The sequence below is a fragment of the Salinivirga sp. genome, assembly GCF_035268865.1.
Taxonomy (GTDB): domain Bacteria; phylum Bacteroidota; class Bacteroidia; order Bacteroidales; family Salinivirgaceae; genus Salinivirga.
This window is the reverse complement of record NZ_DATFKB010000054.1, coordinates 20884-38721: the sequence shown is the minus strand read 5'-3', so window position 1 is coordinate 38721 and position 17838 is coordinate 20884. Positions and strand designations below refer to the sequence as shown.

The window sequence follows — 17838 nt, the reverse complement described above, 5'->3', positions numbered from 1 at the left end:
TCCTTTAACTGTAGCTCTATATCAATGGTCTCTTTATCGCGCACCGGATCAATTGATCCGTCCACGTGAGTTACATTATCATCTTCGAAACAGCGGAGTATGTGAATAATGGCATCGGTTTCACGTATATTGGCCAGAAATTTATTACCCAGGCCTTCACCCTTGCTTGCGCCCTTTACAAGACCTGCTATATCTACAAATTCAATAGTTGCCGGAACAACACGTTCGGGTTTATCAATCTTTTCCAGTTCAATTAAGCGTTCGTCTGGTACATTAATTATACCGACATTAGGTTCAATTGTACAAAAAGGGTAATTGGCCGATTGTGCCCGTGCATTTGATAAACAGTTAAAAAGGGTAGATTTTCCCACATTAGGTAATCCTACAATTCCACATTGAAGCGCCATGTAATGATTTTTTTTAAGTTTCGCGCAAAAGTAATATTTATTAGTGAAACTTTTAGTTCAAAAGAGAATCATTACTCAATAACTGTGCCTCGAAAATGGGATAGTCGGTTTTATTATTTACTTAATGCTTTGTTAAATATTTTGTGTTTTTATAGCCTTTGGATAGATTTGGCTTTGCATACTAATTAAGCAACATCATGAAAACGCCCCTCACTATTGCACAAACACTATTTGTACTTGTTTTAGCAGCAACCTTTACCTTATCTGCTTGCAGCGATAATGATAATAATGAAAACTACGGAAAAGGAGAAGGCACAGTTACTGTAGAAGATTCAACTTATATTTTGGATCAGGGATTAAGGACTTTTTATGACAATGGAGATGGGCTTTATGTCCACAATATTATGCTTCACTCATCGAGTTTGAATAATCCGGATGAAAACGGATATTATTTACATTTTTATTTTTTTACAAATTCCGAAACGCTCAATGGTCAGACACTCGAATATACACATCCGAATGAAAATATCCCGAATACCATTTATTTTGCATTTCTTAAATTAGGCTTTGATTCCGATAATCAAACTTATGAGCAGGGTTATGATTTGAAAGATGGCTCATTAACCGTTTCGAAAGAAGGAGGAAATTATATCTCCTTTGATTTTATTACAACGAAAATGGACTCAGCAGGGAATGTATTAGCCCATGATATATCAATGTACAGGAATTATAGTGGTTCTCTTACTTTTGAAACGTTTTAATAAAAAGTTGCTTGCCTGATCCCATTGTGTAAAATAATGTTAAATCGTGAGTTCTATTGTTTTAAAAGAGACTTGCTTATTTTCAATATTTCCCATGAAGCTGTTTAGGCAGAGTTGTTTTGTATGTATGAAATATAATTGCTTGTTAAATTGCTTCATAGTCTGTATATTATACGTGCTAACAATAAAAACTTATCGATTATCCTATCCCTTTATAAACATTAAATAGCCGCGTTATGAAGCATTTACTTATTAAACAAACCATTTTTTTACCTGTTATTTATTTTGCCAGTATCATCATTGCTGCTTTTTTTGCAAATGAATATAGCCATATTGGGCAACATGCCAGCGAACTTGGAATAAATGCCAATAAAACAGCAGTAATTATTTTTCAGATTGGGATTATAGCTACAAGTATTTCGCTTTTTCTACTATCGCTTGGCTTAATTGTAAATTTCAAAAAACAGTTTTTGCTCTTTGCTTTTCTTGTTTTTCTTTTTGGTGTAACCTTCATCTTTGGTGCCATATTTCCTATAGGATCACCATGGCATGGGTTTTATGGTTTAGGCTTATTTATAATGATTGCTCCGTTTGTATTTCTTTACGAGTTGAACCGAATGATCGAGAAAAAAAGCTTACACATACTATCTATTGTCGCAGGAACCCTTATATTTCTCTACTTATGGGCAATGGTAGCCCGATTGGATCCTATGGAATACCGGGGTTTAACGCAACGATTTTTTGCGCTGGTGGTTTTTGGTTGGTTTTCAATTGTGGCATGGAACCTCAACGCAAGACTTAAACGGACATAAGAAAGGATGTAAATTAGGATTTCAAATGTTTTATTATTGAGGATCGAGATTTTGAAGGTGCAGTTTCAGCTTTCGATGCAATGAACCTATTATTTATTCTCATTAAAGTTTATTATTTTAGCTTTTCCAACCAATAGCGTTCAGGTATGCAGCATAAAAAGCACGACGATGCACTGAGAAAAACTATTTACAAGATAATTTTTCATACTGATACACCGGCAGGAAAGTTATTTGATGTAATATTACTTATAATCATTCTTTTCAGTGTATTGGTTGTAATGCTCGATAGTGTAAGAGAAATAAGAGATGATTACATTGATTTTTTATATGCAGCAGAGTGGACAATAACAATAATTTTTACTTTAGAATACATTCTACGTATTTTAGTTCATCCGCATCCCCGGCGATATATTTTTAGTTTCTACGGAATCATTGATTTACTGGCAGCACTTCCAACTTATCTGGCGCTGTTCCTGGCCGGAACGCATTACCTTGCAGTGATCAGAGCACTTAGGCTTTTTAGGGTGTTTAGGATTTTAAAACTCTCGAAGTTTACCGACGCAGGATCTGCCATCGCCATTGCACTCAAAAACAGTAAAAGCCGCATCAGCGTTTTCCTTTACAGTATCTTCATTATTGTAATTGTGATTGGTTCGTTAATGTATCTTATCGAAGGGCCCGAACATGGATTCACCTCCATACCACGTTCTATCTATTGGGCCATTGTAACGCTTACGACTGTTGGATATGGCGATATTTCACCAGGAACCGACCTGGGGCAATTCATTGCAAGCTTAATTATGATTTTGGGTTATTCCATTATTGCAGTACCAACAGGAATAGTGAGCGCTGAAATGGCGAGAATGAATAAAACGCATCATAAAAGATGTAGGGCATGTGGTTCTGAAGATCACGAATCCGATGCGCTTTTCTGCAAAAATTGTGGTGAGTCACTCAGCAGTGATTAAGCAAGATACACACCACATAGTATTTGGTTCATGATCCTTGAAGTGTTTTTTAATATAAATTGAATTTTTGAAATTGCGTTACAAGTCGTATTTTTGGAATAAAAATATGGGTGTGTATCGTACATTTGATCTGGAAAAGCGTGATGGCGGAACCATACTATGGTTCAATCGCCCTGATACACGGAATGTTATATCCTCAGGAGTAATTGATGAACTCATAGACTATTTTACCCAGCCAGCCAAAGACAACCAGTTTGTGGTGTTGGCGGGCAGGGGCGATTGCTTTGTTGCCGGAGCAGATTTAAAGGAGATGGTTGATGTTTCTGAATTACGTGCACTGGAAATAAGCCGGTCATTACATCGACTTTTGAAATATATCGGTGATTATCAGGCTCCGGTAGTTGCGGCAGTGCATGGATATGCCATTGGTGGTGGGTTTGAGCTGGCATTAGCTGCTGATATGGTTTTTGCCACATCTGATGCATGGTTTAGTTTACCGGAATTGGGCTTTTCTTTGATTCCCGGAGGTGGAGGTACTCAGCGACTCACCCAGCGACTGGGACGTGCAGATGCTTTTTACCGTATATTTTCAGGTGAAAATTTAACTGCGCAGCAATGCCTCAGCAGAGGAATTGTTCAAAAGCTGTTTGATGATGATCAATTCATCGATACAGTTATTAGAGATTTGGTTAAGGTGCTCGGCAAACATGGTAAGGCAGCATCAGTGGCACTAAAACAAGCCATTAGGTTGGCAGGCAAAGATGAGGGTTATGATATAGAATCCAAAGAGTTTGCCCGATTGCTCACCTCGCGGGCCCGGCCATTGATAAAAGAATTTTTTGAAGCTAACAAAAAGAAAGACAATTAATTCATGACAGATAATTATGTTTTTACTGGAATTGGTTACGCTCATGGCAAATACAAAGTAACCAACGATGAAATTGAACGCGCTATAAAGGCCGGATGGATTGGTGATTTCAATCCCGATCGTATTCTTCAGTTACCCGAATATAAAGAGTTTGTAAAGCAAAATGGTGAAACTTCTCCATTGGAATATTTTGCCTGGCAAAAAATGGGTTTTCATAACCGCTATCATGTTGTGCCTTTTCCACCTGTGGAAGAAGCCTTCAAAAGAGCTGAGACAACCCTTGAACTTGGGGTTCGTGCCGTCGATGATGCCCTGAAAAAAAGTGGTGTTCACCCGGAACATGTCGATTTGTGGCTGGCCGGGACTGCCACCCCATTTGAGCAGGCACCGGGTATTGGTGCTACCATAAAGGCACATTTTACACATTGGGATAATGCCTGCCCGGCTGCCACTGTTAATTCTGCCTGTGTGGGCTTTAATATTAACATAGAGCGAGCACTTGATTATTTTAAAATGCACCCTGAAGCCCAAAATATTGTAATTGTGCATACAGAAGTTATGTCGGGCCTATTAATGCATGAACCTTCATTTGTACCTTATGTAACATTTGCCGATGCTGCTGCAGCAGTAGTACTTACCCGGACGCAGGGGGAGGAGAAGGAAGGTATTACATTCGTCAGAAACGGCGAAGACTTGCACATGATCGATTTCCTTGGTGCTAACAGACAGGGCGATTTATATATGGGCCCTACGAGAGTTAAGGAGAGAGCTACAAAAAATATCATTAATATATCGCAGCAGTTGCTTAAAGATAATAAATGGAATGTTGATAGCATGGATATGCTTATACCCCATCAGACAGGTCATGCCATTGTGCAATCGGCTGCTGCAGCTTTGAAAGTACCAGAGAAGAAACTTTACCAGGAAGTTCAGTTAGAATATGGAAACCTGAGCGGCGCCAGTGTGCCATTTGCGCTCGGACTCCTCACAGATGAAAAAAGACTAAAACCAGGAATGAAACTGGTTACCTCTGTTTGTGGATTAGGGGGCGAGTTTGGTGGTTTTTCCTATATTGTGCCCAGGCCCAGGAAGAAACCTCAAAAGTATCGACCTTTAATTGGTAAATTAGCACTTGTAACAGGTGCTACCGGTGGGCTGGGAGAGCAGGTTACTAAACAGCTTGCCAGCGAAGGCTGCAACCTAATATTGCAATACAACAGCAACCTTAATAAAGCTGAGGAGTTAAGTAAATGGCTTGACAAGCAGGATGTTGATTACCGAATAGTGAGGTGTAATTTCGCCGATCAAAAAGAAGTAGAGACTTTCGCAACACAAATTAAAAATGAGTATGAAACCATAAATTATTTGGTACATACTTCTGCTATCACCGGAAGTTTGAGCCGGGCTACGGACGTAACAGCTGAAGAAATGGCCAAAGGTCTGCAGGTAAATATGCTCAGTATTCGCACCATTACAGATACCCTTACTTCAAATGTGACAGATACCGTGCTCGTTGTGGGGTCTGTAGCCGAGGATGCACTTTTTAGTGGGTCATCGACCTATGTGTCATCAAAAAGAGCACTGCATAGTTATACAGCAGGTATGGCAAGGCCTTTTCATAAAAAGGGTGTAAAAACCATTTACTATATGCTTGGCTTGTTGAACAGTGGTATGGTCGATAAATTGAACCCAAAACAGCAGCTGGCCGCAATGATGAGCATTAACCAGCCCAGATTACTACCTGCCGGCGAGGTTGCCGATAGGGTAGTGCGATCGCTCTACAGACCTAAAGTTGCCAATGTGCAACATTCCTGGGAAGGCGACCTGATTGTACGACGTGATGGGTATTACTGGACAAAAAAATAAAGATATGAAGGAATTCAATTATATATTAAGCGGTTTTGGACATGCCGCTGGTAAATACGAGGTTACAAATCGTATGCTGGAAGAGGCTGCAGAAAACGATATGCTTGATGGATTTAATCCCGAATTGATTAAGCACAGCAAAAACTACCAGGCATACTTAAAAGAACATCCAGATGTAACTCCCTTTGAGTATTTTGTGGGTTACAAAATGGGATTTCAAAAAAGACATCATGTGACGCCATGGCCACCTATTAAACAAAACCAGGATGTGGCAGAAAATTCACTCGATTTACTGGTCGAGGCAGTACAGAAAACTTTAGATAATGCTAATCTTGATGCTGAAGATATCGATGGATGGATCGTAAGTACCGTTTCTCCGCAGGAGCAGGCACCAGGAATTGCTGCCACCTTAAAATGCTATTTTACCAAAGAAGATAATATTACTCCGGCAATGACGCTTACATCGGGGTGTGCAGGGTTTAATATTGCCCTGCGCCGCTCACTGGATTATTTTCGTTCCAGGCCTGATGTGAATAACATTCTGATTGCCAATACCGAAACCATGTCGCACTTCCTCAACAGAAAGCGGGATTTTGTATATCATGCTACTTTTGGTGATGCTGCTGCAGCCGCAATTATTTCACGGGTTCCTAAAAAAGACAAACACGAAGGCGTTGGTGCAATATTAAACCATCATGACCTCCGGATGATTGATTTTGTAGGCGTGGATAAAGACTGGAATCTGTATATGGATGGGGGGGCTGTAAAACGCCGGGCAGTGCCCAATCTTATCAGTTCATCGAAAGAAGTACTGAAACGCGATGGATGGAAACTGGATGATATAGATCTTGTAGTACCACATCAAACAGGTAATGCCATCTTACATACCGTAGCAGACGAATTGGGTTTATCCAAAGAAAAAATGTATCAGGAGGCTCAGAAAGAGTACGGAAATGTTTCTGGTACTACAATACCCATAGCACTCTCACTACTGCAGGAACAAGGCCGATTAAAACCAGGCATGAAACTTTTATGTCCCACTGCCGGAGTTGGAGGTGAGTACGGTGCATGGTCATATGTGGTGCCAGAAAGTATGAAAGCTGCTGGCAATAAAGTAAAGAAACCACATTCACGTCTGAAAAATAAAAAACTGCTCATTTTGTTTGCCGATAATGCTTTGGGCGTTTTGTTGGCCGAAAAGTTAATTGAAACGGAAGTTGAAGTAGAGTTTCACGTCAATAATGATAACGAGTATAAAAACAAACTTGAGGAGCTTACAAATAGATCAGAAAACTCTAATTTAATTCATTATCAGATAACTTCATCTGGCGAAGCAATCCAGTTTCTTGAGAAAATGGAAAAGCATGAGTGGGATTATGTAATGAATATAGGACTGGCATCGGAGACTATTTATGGTTTCACGGACCTGGCCGAAGCTACAGGTAATATCCAGGAAGCCTTTGACAGGCTTAGCCGCGGCCTGCTGCCTAAAGTCCGACAAACCATGGTCGCTGTTGGACATCCTTTGGAGAACGCTCCGCTTATAGAACCAACACCAATAGCCTCGGTTGCCAATGGTTGGCACGGGCTGGCAGGGAGTATGGCAGGTGAAGCCATCTCCAAGGGTGTACGCACAGTGTGGTTTATTCCGGCTGTTTACAGGGAGTTGACACACTATATGTCTAAAAAGGGCCGAATAGCTGCTATGAAAGGTATGCATCAGGAAGCTTTGTGGGAAGATATTGATCAGCTGGCCGAACGCCTTATACGGTCTTTATACTTACTTAAAGTGGCGCATACAAATGACAGGTACGAAGGTCCAATGATTTTAAGAACAGATGCTTGTGCATTTCGTAAGTAAGTTAAATTAATTTTGGTACCAATGAGCTCATTCAAATGGCTGGCAGCGCTGCTGCTTATAGTGATTAATATTGGTTCTCTGGCCGCGCAAAGGGTGTTTGTTTATCAAACACCTTTCACTAACGGCATAATAGAGGCTGTTTATCAAACTGATTCAACGGATTACCAATTAAAGGTTTTCGTAGAAGAGCATGGTGCCCGCCTTACTGCAGATATTCTTGGTGAATACAAGGGAAAAGAGATTAATAAACGTTTAATTTACACTGGTGAATTTCGTTTTACTTTCGACCATAAAAACAAACTTGTGACAAAAATACCGCAAGAAAGAGATTCTGCCCTTTTTGCCCCTGAATATTATACCCAAACCGGAAAGGATGATATTTTAGGTTATCAATGCAGTGTATACAAAAATGAGCAACAAAAACTCTGGTTTTATGAGCATCTTTTAATGAAATTAGCTGTCGATGGAAAAGTAGTGTACTACGTAAAATTTATTAATGAGAATGCCGCGCTTCCCAGCAATATCTTTAAGATACCCGGCGACTATGAACTCAGAGAAATTAATTACAATTTTGGGGATTAGTCCACAGTTACAATTATTTTGTCGGCCAGTTTGAGGCTGATATGACGCGACTCATTACCCACAATAATTTGGATTGCTTCTATTGATTTATCCACTTCGTTTATTCTGATTTTTTTACCCATAAGGCTTGCCAGTTCTACCCAAAGACTACTTTGATAGTTTTCAGCTACTGGTTTAATTGCAATTGGTCTTACAATCAAATCGGTTTCGCAATTGCTGAGCAAAAAGGTTTTAAAGGGCAAGGGGTCATCTATCGGGTGCCCGAATAAGCTTATTTCGGGTGCCGGGGTTAAGTTTTTCATTTGTTCAACAATAAACTCCGAAAGTGTGGGCTCTGAATTTATTGCCTCACTTTTAGCTCTGTAGGGTAGTATCTTAAATTGAGTGAAGTAGAATTTTTCGATAATCGCAATTCTGTAAAATAGTTCTTGAGCAACTTTTTTACCTGATTTTGTTAGTTCATAGGGTTTATAGGGTTCGTACATAATGAACCCTTCATCGCGCAGCGTTCTTGAGATATCGGTAATTGCAGCTTTTGATATTTTTAATTTCTCTGCAAGGAAAGTTGTTCTCAGGCGATCTCCCCGTTTGGCGTGTTCGTAAAGAGTTGTTAAAAAAATTCTTGCGTTATGCGAAAGCATTTTTACAGTAACTGATTAATTTTTTTTAATAGCTTTTTGGGTCGAATAGGTTTCGTCAGATATTCGTCGCAGCCCGCCTGCAGGCTAAGGTCCTTTTCGTCACTCATAGCATAAGCCGTTTGCGCTATAATGGGCAGGTCACTTCGTATTTCCTTAATTTGCTTTGTAGCTTCATATCCATTCAACCTAGGCATTTTGATATCCATGAGTACCAAATCAATTTTTGGATTTTTATGTACCTCTTCAACGGCTTTTTGTCCATCTTCTGCCCATATAATTTTTGCTCCTGTATTTTTCAGGGCTTCTTTGATAAACATAAAATTATTTTGTTCATCCTCAGCAACAAGAATCTGAATGTCTGACCAGTCGTAAGTTTCAGCCAACTCAGTTCGGGCATTGTCCTGACTTGTATCGTGTTTATCCAGTGGAAATGAGAAGAAAAATTCAGAGCCTTTAAGTTCATCTGTGGTGAAATCAATATTGCCGCCCAGTATTTCTACAAGTTTTTTCGAAATGGATAACCCAAGGCCGGAGCCTCCAAACTGCTCAATGGATTTACCATTATTGTAGTGCTCAAAGATGTGTGCTTTGTCTTGCTCTGATATGCCGAGTCCGGTATCTTTCACAAAAAATATGATTTCATCTTCTTTGAGGCGGTATCCGAATTTTACCTCGCCTTTGTTAGTGTATTTTAGCGCATTTTTAATCAGGTTGCTAAGCACCTGTTTTATGCGGAAATCATCGTGCTCAAAATACAATGCCTGGTCTTCGTTGCCCGGGATATAGTATTCAAGCGATACGGCATGTTTATGTGCCGGGTCGCGGTTTTCTTCTATGGCTTCATGCAAGTCGACAAGCATCTGGTTGATGTTAAACCTGTTTTTATTTATTTGTATCTGGTTGGCTTCAATTTTTGAAAGGTCTATGATATCGTCCACCAGTGTCAGTAACGAAGCTCCGCTTTTACTGATGAGTTCTGTAAATTCTTCTCGCTGGTCGTCAGTTAGGTCCGGATCGGTTAATAGGTCTGAAAAACCAATAATGGAGTTTAAGGGTGTTCTGATTTCATGCGAAAGATTGGTTAAAAAAATGGTTTTAAGCTTATCGCTTTCTTCCGCTTTGCTTTTGGCTCTGTGTAACTGTCGCTGAATGTCGGCTTGTTGTGTTATGTCTCTGCTTATTCCAACAATACCGGTGAGTTCTCCATTATGATCAATAATAGGAACTTTAAGTGTGTCGTATAGTATTTTTTTGCCTTTTTCGTCGGTCTCCCATGATGATAACTCTATTCGCTCCCTCGTATTAAGTATCTCCTGATCGGTTCGTTTGTATTCTTTGGCTCTTTTTTCATCGAAAATGTTGTAGTCTGTTTTACCTACAAAATCTTCTTCTGATTTGAAATTATTAAACGCTTTAAAAGCATTATTGGCACCCATGTATTTTAGTGTGCGATCTTTGTAAAATATTAAATCAGGTATAGAGTTAATCAGGCTGGTTAGTAATGCTTTTTCTTGTCGTTGTGCTTCATCCTGCTGTTCTCTTTCAGTTATATCAATGCCAACCAATATACTTATAATCTCCTTACTGGTAGCTTTTTTAATTTTTCTTTTGGTAAGGTCAAAGGTGCGCATCCGGGAATTTGTATCAACCAGTTTCATATGATAATTCAGGGCTGATTGATCGTTGCCCTCATGCTCAAGTAACGAAATGAGGTTTTTGTCAGGTAATGATTTGGTATCAATTTTTTTATTTAAAATTTCATCTTTCGGTTGCCCTATGAGTTGCAAGAAAGCTTTGTTTACAAGTCTGATTTTTTTGTCTTCATCCTGCGCAACTATTATATGTGGCAGGGTATCAACCATACCTTCCACAATTAATTGGTAATCGTACAGTGTTTTTTCTGCATTATGTCTAATCTCAATTTCCTTGGTTTTTAGTTGCTTGAGGTAAGCATATTTTCTTCTTTGGTTTAAAAACAGAATTATCAGTACCACAATTATAAAACTCAACACGTAGTATGGCCAATAGACCACTGATTTTTTCTCTTTGATTTGTTTTGGATGGACTTCGCCAAACCATTTCTGATAAATACGGTTATATGTGCCGGTTTCTCTTAAAATATTTAAGCCTTCATTGAACTGGATGAGCAAACTATCGTTAGTTTTTGAGAAGGCAAATGAGTATTGCAGGTTTTTGAAGTTGATCGGTGGTACCTTAATCATTTTGTAGTTATTGCGTTCTATTAAATATTTCCCGCTTAAACTACTTATAATAGCCGCATCGGCATCTCCATTTATAACATCTTGAAGGCATTGGTTTTGTGATCTTCTAAGTGTAAGGTGACCTGCAAATTTTTTATTGTTGCGCATCATTTCGTAAAGCAGCTCATTTCGCAGCGAAACCTTGTAAGGCATTATATCCTGGGGGGTTTGTATAGAGGATTGATACGGAATGTAAATTCCGAAAGAGACCATATTGTAGGGAATAGATAGGTTATAGTCAGCTTTATTTTCCTGAGATTGAAAACAAAAACTGATAAAGTCGATTCTGCCACTATCTAACATTTGCTGGAGTGTCTCTTTTTCGCCTTTGACAAATTCCAGGTCGTAGCTAAACAGATCAGACAGCTGGTTCAGGATGTCGATATTAAAACCTATTATTCTCTCATTAGATGTAAACTCATAAGGCGGATAATTTGTGCTTATGCCTACACTAAGCTTTTGTTTTTCTGCTTGCGCTAAATTTAAACTTGTAAAAAACAGTATAAATAAAAATAATCTACGCATCTATCAATGTTTACCCTCAGTGTATTTAATATTAGTTTTTAGCTGCCATAGAGCCAGAGCAAAGCGTTTAAACTTAAAATTTTTTTAATCACTAATATGTGGTTACTCTATAGCTTTAGCTTTGTTGCTTATTTCAAATTAATCAACAAGATATAAAAATAACACTTATATGCCAAAGAGCCTACAGGGAAAAGTATTTTTCTTTAATTTTGATAAAAAATGTATTGATAACGAACAATTAAAAGTATGTCTGTAAAATCACGCAATATTTCTACTTATATCAAGTGTCTCACCTTTTTGTTTTTATTTGTTTCAATCACTACTTTGGGGCAGGTAAATTCGATATTAAAAAATATTAATAATCCGGCAAAATCATTCGTTATTGATCAATATCAAATAGATTTGCCCAAAGATAAACGTCAAATAGAGCAGGAGGGTACGGCATATCAATTTGCTGTTCCCCTGGAAACCAATCACCCCGTAGCGCTCGAAGCCACACCCGGTAATGGCGATGATCAATTTCACTATTTATTAAAAGTTGGTGCTAGCGGTGCTTACGCGTTGAACTTTACGCTTAAAGGCTTAATAAAAGGTGATGCCGTTGCAGTGTATGTTAAGAATCTCAAAACCGGAAAACTCTATGGTCCTTTTGATCCTGTAAATAACAGTTACGATCTCACGGCTTTTCCTGTGTTTTTCTCGAACGAAGTTATTGTTGAAATTATTACCGATGAAAAACTCGATAAAGGAACAACGCTCCTGCATAGAGTTGGTGTTACTTACGAAAGCAAATATATACAGGGTTCTGGCGATTGCAATGTAGATATTAATTGCGAGGAGGGTATGCCCTGGCAAGAAGTGAAAAATGCTGTCGTACGTATAATGTATGATAATGGCTGGCTATGTTCGGGCACTCTAATCAATAATACAAGAAATGACTCTACACCATATTTTTTAACTGCTAATCACTGCATTGGTAACGATTATTCTGCGGCCAATATGGTGTTTTATTTTAAATATGAGAGTTTATACTGCGATGGCCCCGAAGAGGATTATCCTGAGCTTAATGAATTTACTTTAAGCGGTGCAACGCTCAAATCTACGAAGTACGATTCAGAAGGAAAGCTTGATTTTACATTATTAGAAATTTCAGAGCAGGTGCCTGCCAGCTATGAACCATACTTTGCAGGTTGGAATGCCACTGAGAATGCCCCCGGAGAAACGGTTGGGATACACCATCCGAAAGGTGATGTGAAAAAGATTTGTATCGATTATGATTCACCCGTTACATCGCATTTTGCTGAGTACGACCGATACAGCTTTTGGCGCATAATGCGGTGGGATGTTGGAGTTACTGAGGGTGGTTCGAGCGGAAGTGGTTTGTTTAATGCAAATTTTCAGTTGGTAGGTACACTTACCGGAGGTGAGGCCGATTGCGACAATCCTGTTAATGATTACTATTTAAAGTTTAGCAAAGCTTTTGACCAATATCCGGATTCAACCCAACAGCTTAAATATTGGCTCTCTGCCGAACAAGATGTTTCGTATTGGTATGGCTGGCCACTGGAGGATGAGGATGTTGTGGATGAATATCGAATAGGACCAAATCCTGTGGAGCAGAATTTAACAGTTTTTCATCAAAATCTGGAAGGAAATGTGGCTGTTAAATTATGGGATATTGCGGGCAACCTTGTATGGGAACAAATTTATTTGGATGTGAGCAGAATGGTAATTATAGAGATCCCTGCATCCATTGATGGACTGCATATAATTGAAGTAAAAACAAAAAATAAAACCATAAAGAAAAAGCTAATTATAAATTAGATAACTCTTTAATATGCGATAAATCTCAAAGCATCGTGTTTTTTTATGGTATTTTTTTGTTTTTTTGTGTTTTTAAAGCCTTCGCTAAAGAGCCTATGCACAGAATAGCAAAATTTTTATTAAGAATTTTGGGATGGAAACTACAGGGCAGAGTTCCTGAAGATCAAAAGTACATAATAGCTGTTGCACCCCATACATCTTATTGGGATTTTGTTATTGGCCGCCTTGTGGCAAGTGTAATGCGGCAAAATGTTCATTTTCTAATAAAAAAGGAACTTTTCTTTTTCCCATACAGTTTATTGCTAAAAGCACTAAAAGCGATTCCGGTCAACAGAAATTCTCCAAAGGCCATGATCGAAAGTGTTTTGCAAAAGATGCAGGGGCAAAAGAAGTTTGTGTTGGTGGTAACTCCCGAAGGCACTCGTAAAAAGACAAACCGGTGGAAAAAAGGTTTCTATTTTATGGCCAATAAAGTCAATATCCCAATTTTGCCAGCTGCTATCGATTATGATAAAAAGGAGGTTGTGCTCGGACATATAATAAAACCCTCAAATGATGCACAGACCGATTTCGAAAATCTGGTCAATTTTTATAAATTCGTAAATCCGGAACCACGGTATAGCGATCAGTTTGCATACCCAAAAAACCTCTAAATGCTATGGATAAATTGCGCGTAACTTTAATGCAGTGGGATTTGATTTGGGAAGACGCGGCTGCAAACCGGCTTCGTTTTAGTGAGCAATTTGAATTTTTAAAAGGCAAAACCGATTTGGTTATATTGCCTGAAATGTTTACCACAGGCTTCTCAATGTCACCCGAAAAAGTGGCTGAAACCTGGCCTGGTGAATCGGTTGAGTGGTTAAGAAAAGAGGCTGTGCGATTTGGCTTTGTTATTTGTGGAAGCACTATGATAAAAGACGGGGAGCGGTTTTATAATAGGTTTGTATGGGCCGATGCCAGGGGCAACCTTGAGTTCAATGATAAACGGCATCTATTTCAGATGGGTGGTGAACATGAGGTATATTCACCCGGCAACCAGCAAATTGTAATTAATTTTGGCGGTTGGCGAATCGCTCCTTTTATATGTTACGATTTGCGTTTTCCTGTGTGGACCAGAAACCGCAACAATTATGATTTGGCGATTTATGTGGCCAACTGGCCTGCAGTAAGACATCAGGTTTGGGAAAAACTACTTCTGGCAAGAGCCATTGAAAATCAGTGTTACGTTGCTGGTGTAAACCGGGTTGGAACCGATGGCCGTGAACTTAAATACAGTGGTAATTCATATATGATTAATCCCCGTGGTGAAATTGCCCTTGATTTTATACCCGGAATTGAGGAAGCAAAAACCGTTGAAATCTCCTTAAATGAACTTAATGCATTTCGTGATAAATTTCCGGTAATGACAGATGCCGATGATTTCGAAATCAGGATTTAGCTTGCGGTATCCAATGGGGCATAGATTTCGAACCTGGTCGCTTCCCATAAAAAAGGTCATCGAGTATTACTGCTACACGCCTGAATAATTTTGAATAACGTATACCACTTCTTACAGCGTTATGCAAGAGGTTATTGGCATGGGCGTACGGACATACTGCCATGCAACGGCCACAATCGGTACCGGCGGTTTGCCAATAAGTAAAGCAGCTTTCAGAGTTTATTTTCCACCTCAAAACACCATCATGCACTTTGCGCTCATCAAATGATATAGCCTGACCTGGACATACTGCTGCACATTTTTTGCAGTAAGTACAAAATTCATTCATGCTGTAGGCGATTGATGCAGGCTTACTCAATACGAGAGGCGCATTAGTGGTAACCACGGCAATACGTACCCTGGGGCCTTGCCCGGGAGTCATTAATAAACCCATTCGACCTATTTCTCCCAATGCTGCATCGCGGGCAACGAGCGGGCATATTAACTCATAATTACCGTCGATGTGGGCTTTAGCATCATAACCCATCTCGCGCAGGAATGTAGCAAGCTGCACAGCCGGAACTCCTGATTTGAGGTACTTTTCGGCCGATTCCATCACCGCAGAACCTTTAGGTGCTGCATTAATCATGGATTCATCCATTTCCACTGTGAGGGCTATTCCATATTTGTGTTGAGGTGTTATGGCCTGATTGTAGGCACTGCCGCGACCTTTTGTATGATAATAATGATAAGGCTGCATTTCAGTGACTCCTATATCCGCCATTCCTTGTTTGAGCATCCACTTCTTAATAAAGTGAGTTAAATCTTTAGCTGATAATTTTTGTTGGCCCTTTTTGACAGGTCCATCAATAAAAGGTCCCAGTTGGCCTATGGTTTCAAAAGAAGCTTCTGCTGCTGCAAAACTAACAGGGTGGTAAAACAAGGAATCAGGGTCCAATAAGCCCGGTTTTTGTCTCCATTTTTTATCGGGATCATGATGTTCCGGGTGGGTTGTATAATAATCCTGATACCTTTTACTTCCAGGCTCCAGTTCCCGTCTTGAGAACATGGTTTCTCTTTCGTCGTGCTGCACCGTTGGCTTTACAGGAGCAAATTTCTTTTGTTTAGGATTACAAAGAAATGCCAGTAGTACTAATGAAGTTATTATTATGATGGAAACAGGATAAACTGAACCGGCCACAGCAGGAATAAATGCCGGCAACAAAAAAGGCACGGGCAGGCTGAGTGCAAATATCAAACTCCAGATAGACGCTCTTGTTTCTTTTTCATATGCAGAAATTATCATGGCTGTTATTGAGACAACAAAAACGGCTATACCAATAATGAGGTTTACAAGGGTGGCTAAATACATATTAGGGCAAAGAATTTATTGCTGGTAATTGCATTAGCAAAGATAATTTTTTAGTTGTTTAAACAAAAAGGGCTTATTAAACATTAATTATACTATAAGCAGGGGGGCTTTTAGTATGTATGTTTTGAATTGTCCCTTAAAAGTTTTAATATGCAATAAAATAGTACTATGGCGTTAAATCAACCAGCAATTGAAATTTTGGGTTTACAAATTAATGAACCTGTTACTGTAGCCACAGACCTATTGGTAGCCGGTGTTTGTTTATATGCTTTTATTAAATTATTGCAGTTACCCTACCGTAGCAAATTAAAAACCTATCTTTTATGGTATTTTATGCTCATGGCAATTGCAACAACAATTGGAGGGTTGATAGGCCACGCTTTTTTGTGGTACTTTACGGCTAGTTGGGAGAACCCCGACTGGGTAAATAACATTATAGAACAAATTGCATTCCTGGAGTCACATGAACCAGCTTACGCATGGAAGCTGCCCGGGTGGATTGTAAGTATGTTATCCATTATGTTTGTTGAACGTGCAGCAATCGAACAGGTCAGGCCAGTTGTGAAACGGGGTGTTGGTACTGCATTTAAAGTTGTTAACCTTGTTGAGCTGTTCCTTTTTATGGCCATTACCCTGGCTACCCTCAATTTTCGTTATGTGGAGATTCACTCGGGTTATGGATTAATGTTCGTAGTGCTTAGCTTGCAAGGTTATGCCTACATCAGAACCAAAGACGAAGGTAGTAAGCTGTTTCTTTACGGGGTTGCAGTAGCTGCAGTGGCTGCCCTGTTTTATATGAATGAAGTTGGAATCAGCAAATGGTTCAATCATTTCGATATCAGCCATACATTAATGGCTGTTAGTGCCTATATATTTTACAGGGGTGCAGTAAAAATGTTAGAGAAAAATCACAATAGGCTGCTATTCAGTTAATTTAGTCTCATGTCAAGCATAATCTGACGGGCCAGGTATTGATCTTTTCATTTTTATCGGCGTTAAAAAATGTTTACAGAACGCCGCTATGCGCACATTTTTTGCCTTGCTACAAACGAAAATCTCTTCTACTTATCCGAAACATTAAACTTGACATGACACTAGTAATATTCGTATTCGTAGTTTATTATCTGTTCTGGTTTTTTAATTTCCATGTTCCAGTAAACATCTTGTTTCAATAGTCCATTGGGGAAATAATCGTAAGTAATTTTTTCAACTATTTCACCATTGTCGTTTTTTCGGATCATTGATTTTTTCTGACCCTTCTCATTGTAGGTGTGGGCAACTTTATTCCGTAATTTTCCCTGTGGTCCGTAATTTTTAACGGTGAGCGAATCACTTTTGTGCTTTTTTATAATAAGTTTGTTTGTTCCGGCGTCTTTTTCAGGGTCAATTTCTTCTGTGTAGCAAATGTTGCCACTCTTATCGTACCTGATTACTTTAATAATTTCACCGTTTTTATTGAAAAAATAAGACTGTATGAGTCTGCCTTTATCATCAGGTTCATAAAAAGCCAAATCATGTGCATACTGCATCATTTTTTTCACATGGTACTTTTTATACAAATTATCGGTTTTTTCCTGGGCGTTTTGTTTTGTATCCTGTTCTGATGGTCGGCATGCTGAAAATAAAACTATGGCAGCCAAAATAAAAATGAGTCGCATATCCCTGTTTTTGAG

General features: G+C 39.1%; 16 protein-coding genes. 11 read left to right on the top strand and 5 right to left on the bottom strand.

Annotated features, from left to right (window positions below; translation table 11 throughout):
• Positions 1–407, bottom strand: a 407-nt coding sequence (locus VJ937_RS03770) for a GTPase (protein WP_324065561.1), incomplete at its 3' end; no start/stop codon positions are given.
• Between the two features lie 197 nt (positions 408–604).
• On the opposite strand from VJ937_RS03770, the gene VJ937_RS03765 reads away from it, so the two are divergent.
• The 7 genes from VJ937_RS03765 (at position 605) to VJ937_RS03735 (ending at position 8125) form a co-directional block, all read left to right on the top strand.
• Complete coding sequence (locus tag VJ937_RS03765) at positions 605–1168, top strand: hypothetical protein (RefSeq protein ID WP_324065560.1); 564 nt, start codon at positions 605–607, stop codon at positions 1166–1168.
• Between the two features lie 236 nt (positions 1169–1404).
• Entirely contained in the window at positions 1405–1980 is a 576-nt protein-coding gene (locus VJ937_RS03760; RefSeq protein ID WP_324065559.1) for a DUF998 domain-containing protein, read from the top strand.
• Between the two features lie 146 nt (positions 1981–2126).
• Positions 2127–2948 carry an ion transporter gene (locus VJ937_RS03755; RefSeq protein ID WP_324065558.1) on the top strand — a complete coding sequence of 274 codons (822 nt, stop codon included), beginning with the start codon at positions 2127–2129 and terminating at the stop codon, positions 2946–2948.
• A gap of 67 nt (positions 2949–3015) precedes the next feature.
• Positions 3016–3816, top strand: coding sequence for an enoyl-CoA hydratase/isomerase family protein (locus VJ937_RS03750; RefSeq protein ID WP_324065557.1), 801 nt, complete (start codon positions 3016–3018; stop codon positions 3814–3816).
• Between the two features lie 3 nt (positions 3817–3819).
• Entirely contained in the window at positions 3820–5682 is a 1863-nt protein-coding gene (locus VJ937_RS03745; RefSeq protein ID WP_324065556.1) for an SDR family NAD(P)-dependent oxidoreductase, read from the top strand.
• A gap of 4 nt (positions 5683–5686) precedes the next feature.
• Complete coding sequence (locus VJ937_RS03740) at positions 5687–7543, top strand: 3-oxoacyl-ACP synthase III family protein (RefSeq protein ID WP_324065555.1); 1857 nt, start codon at positions 5687–5689, stop codon at positions 7541–7543.
• 21 nt (positions 7544–7564) lie between these two features.
• On the top strand, positions 7565–8125 hold the full coding sequence (locus VJ937_RS03735; protein WP_324065554.1) for a hypothetical protein: 561 nt from the start codon (positions 7565–7567) through the stop codon (positions 8123–8125).
• Here VJ937_RS03735 and VJ937_RS03730 read toward each other — a convergent pair.
• The gene (locus VJ937_RS03730) at positions 8122–8766 is read right to left on the bottom strand and encodes a metal-dependent transcriptional regulator (protein WP_324065553.1); all 645 of its coding nucleotides are present in this window, start codon (positions 8764–8766) and stop codon (positions 8122–8124) included. The genes VJ937_RS03735 and VJ937_RS03730 overlap by 4 nt on opposite strands.
• 2 nt (positions 8767–8768) lie before the next feature.
• On the bottom strand, positions 8769–11552 hold the full coding sequence (locus VJ937_RS03725) for a response regulator (RefSeq protein WP_324065552.1): 2784 nt from the start codon (positions 11550–11552) through the stop codon (positions 8769–8771).
• Between the two features lie 246 nt (positions 11553–11798).
• Here VJ937_RS03725 and VJ937_RS03720 point away from each other — a divergent pair, with 246 nt between their 5' ends.
• From VJ937_RS03720 to VJ937_RS03710, 3 genes are all read left to right on the top strand, one after another.
• Positions 11799–13376, top strand: a complete 1578-nt coding sequence (locus VJ937_RS03720) for a serine protease (protein WP_324065551.1) — start codon at positions 11799–11801, stop codon at positions 13374–13376.
• 128 nt (positions 13377–13504) lie between these two features.
• Positions 13505–14029: a 1-acyl-sn-glycerol-3-phosphate acyltransferase gene (locus VJ937_RS03715; protein ID WP_324065550.1), complete on the top strand. Its 525-nt coding sequence runs from the start codon at positions 13505–13507 to the stop codon at positions 14027–14029.
• 5 nt (positions 14030–14034) lie between these two features.
• Positions 14035–14814 carry an amidohydrolase gene (locus VJ937_RS03710; protein WP_324065549.1) on the top strand — a complete coding sequence of 260 codons (780 nt, stop codon included), beginning with the start codon at positions 14035–14037 and terminating at the stop codon, positions 14812–14814.
• On the opposite strand, the gene VJ937_RS03705 is transcribed toward VJ937_RS03710, so the two are convergent.
• Positions 14804–16165: a 4Fe-4S dicluster domain-containing protein gene (locus VJ937_RS03705; RefSeq protein WP_324065548.1), complete on the bottom strand. Its 1362-nt coding sequence runs from the start codon at positions 16163–16165 to the stop codon at positions 14804–14806. The two genes, VJ937_RS03710 and VJ937_RS03705, sit on opposite strands and share 11 nt — an antisense overlap.
• A gap of 168 nt (positions 16166–16333) precedes the next feature.
• On the opposite strand from VJ937_RS03705, the gene VJ937_RS03700 reads away from it, so the two are divergent.
• Entirely contained in the window at positions 16334–17098 is a 765-nt protein-coding gene (locus VJ937_RS03700) for a DUF6962 family protein (protein WP_324065546.1), read from the top strand.
• 161 nt (positions 17099–17259) lie between these two features.
• Here the strand turns inward: VJ937_RS03700 and VJ937_RS03695 are convergent, their stop codons facing one another.
• Positions 17260–17823: a hypothetical protein gene (locus VJ937_RS03695; RefSeq protein ID WP_324065545.1), complete on the bottom strand. Its 564-nt coding sequence runs from the start codon at positions 17821–17823 to the stop codon at positions 17260–17262.
• Between the last annotated feature and the right edge of the window lie 15 nt (positions 17824–17838).

Bases quoted from the DNA above. Each gene is read 5' to 3' on its own strand.
- VJ937_RS03710 (WP_324065549.1), top strand. From the start codon at position 14,035: ATGGATAAATTGCGCGTAACTTTAATGCAGTGGGATTTGATTTGGGAA.
- VJ937_RS03760 (WP_324065559.1), top strand. From the start codon at position 1,405: ATGAAGCATTTACTTATTAAACAAACCATTTTTTTACCTGTTATTTAT.
- VJ937_RS03735 (WP_324065554.1), top strand. From the start codon at position 7,565: ATGAGCTCATTCAAATGGCTGGCAGCGCTGCTGCTTATAGTGATTAAT.
- VJ937_RS03700 (WP_324065546.1), top strand. From the start codon at position 16,334: ATGGCGTTAAATCAACCAGCAATTGAAATTTTGGGTTTACAAATTAAT.
- VJ937_RS03730 (WP_324065553.1), bottom strand. From the start codon at position 8,766: ATGCTTTCGCATAACGCAAGAATTTTTTTAACAACTCTTTACGAACAC.
- VJ937_RS03765 (WP_324065560.1), top strand. From the start codon at position 605: ATGAAAACGCCCCTCACTATTGCACAAACACTATTTGTACTTGTTTTA.
- VJ937_RS03705 (WP_324065548.1), bottom strand. From the start codon at position 16,165: ATGTATTTAGCCACCCTTGTAAACCTCATTATTGGTATAGCCGTTTTT.
- VJ937_RS03740 (WP_324065555.1), top strand. From the start codon at position 5,687: ATGAAGGAATTCAATTATATATTAAGCGGTTTTGGACATGCCGCTGGT.
- VJ937_RS03725 (WP_324065552.1), bottom strand. From the start codon at position 11,552: ATGCGTAGATTATTTTTATTTATACTGTTTTTTACAAGTTTAAATTTA.
- VJ937_RS03755 (WP_324065558.1), top strand. From the start codon at position 2,127: ATGCAGCATAAAAAGCACGACGATGCACTGAGAAAAACTATTTACAAG.
- VJ937_RS03745 (WP_324065556.1), top strand. From the start codon at position 3,820: ATGACAGATAATTATGTTTTTACTGGAATTGGTTACGCTCATGGCAAA.
- VJ937_RS03695 (WP_324065545.1), bottom strand. From the start codon at position 17,823: ATGCGACTCATTTTTATTTTGGCTGCCATAGTTTTATTTTCAGCATGC.
- VJ937_RS03720 (WP_324065551.1), top strand. From the start codon at position 11,799: ATGTCTGTAAAATCACGCAATATTTCTACTTATATCAAGTGTCTCACC.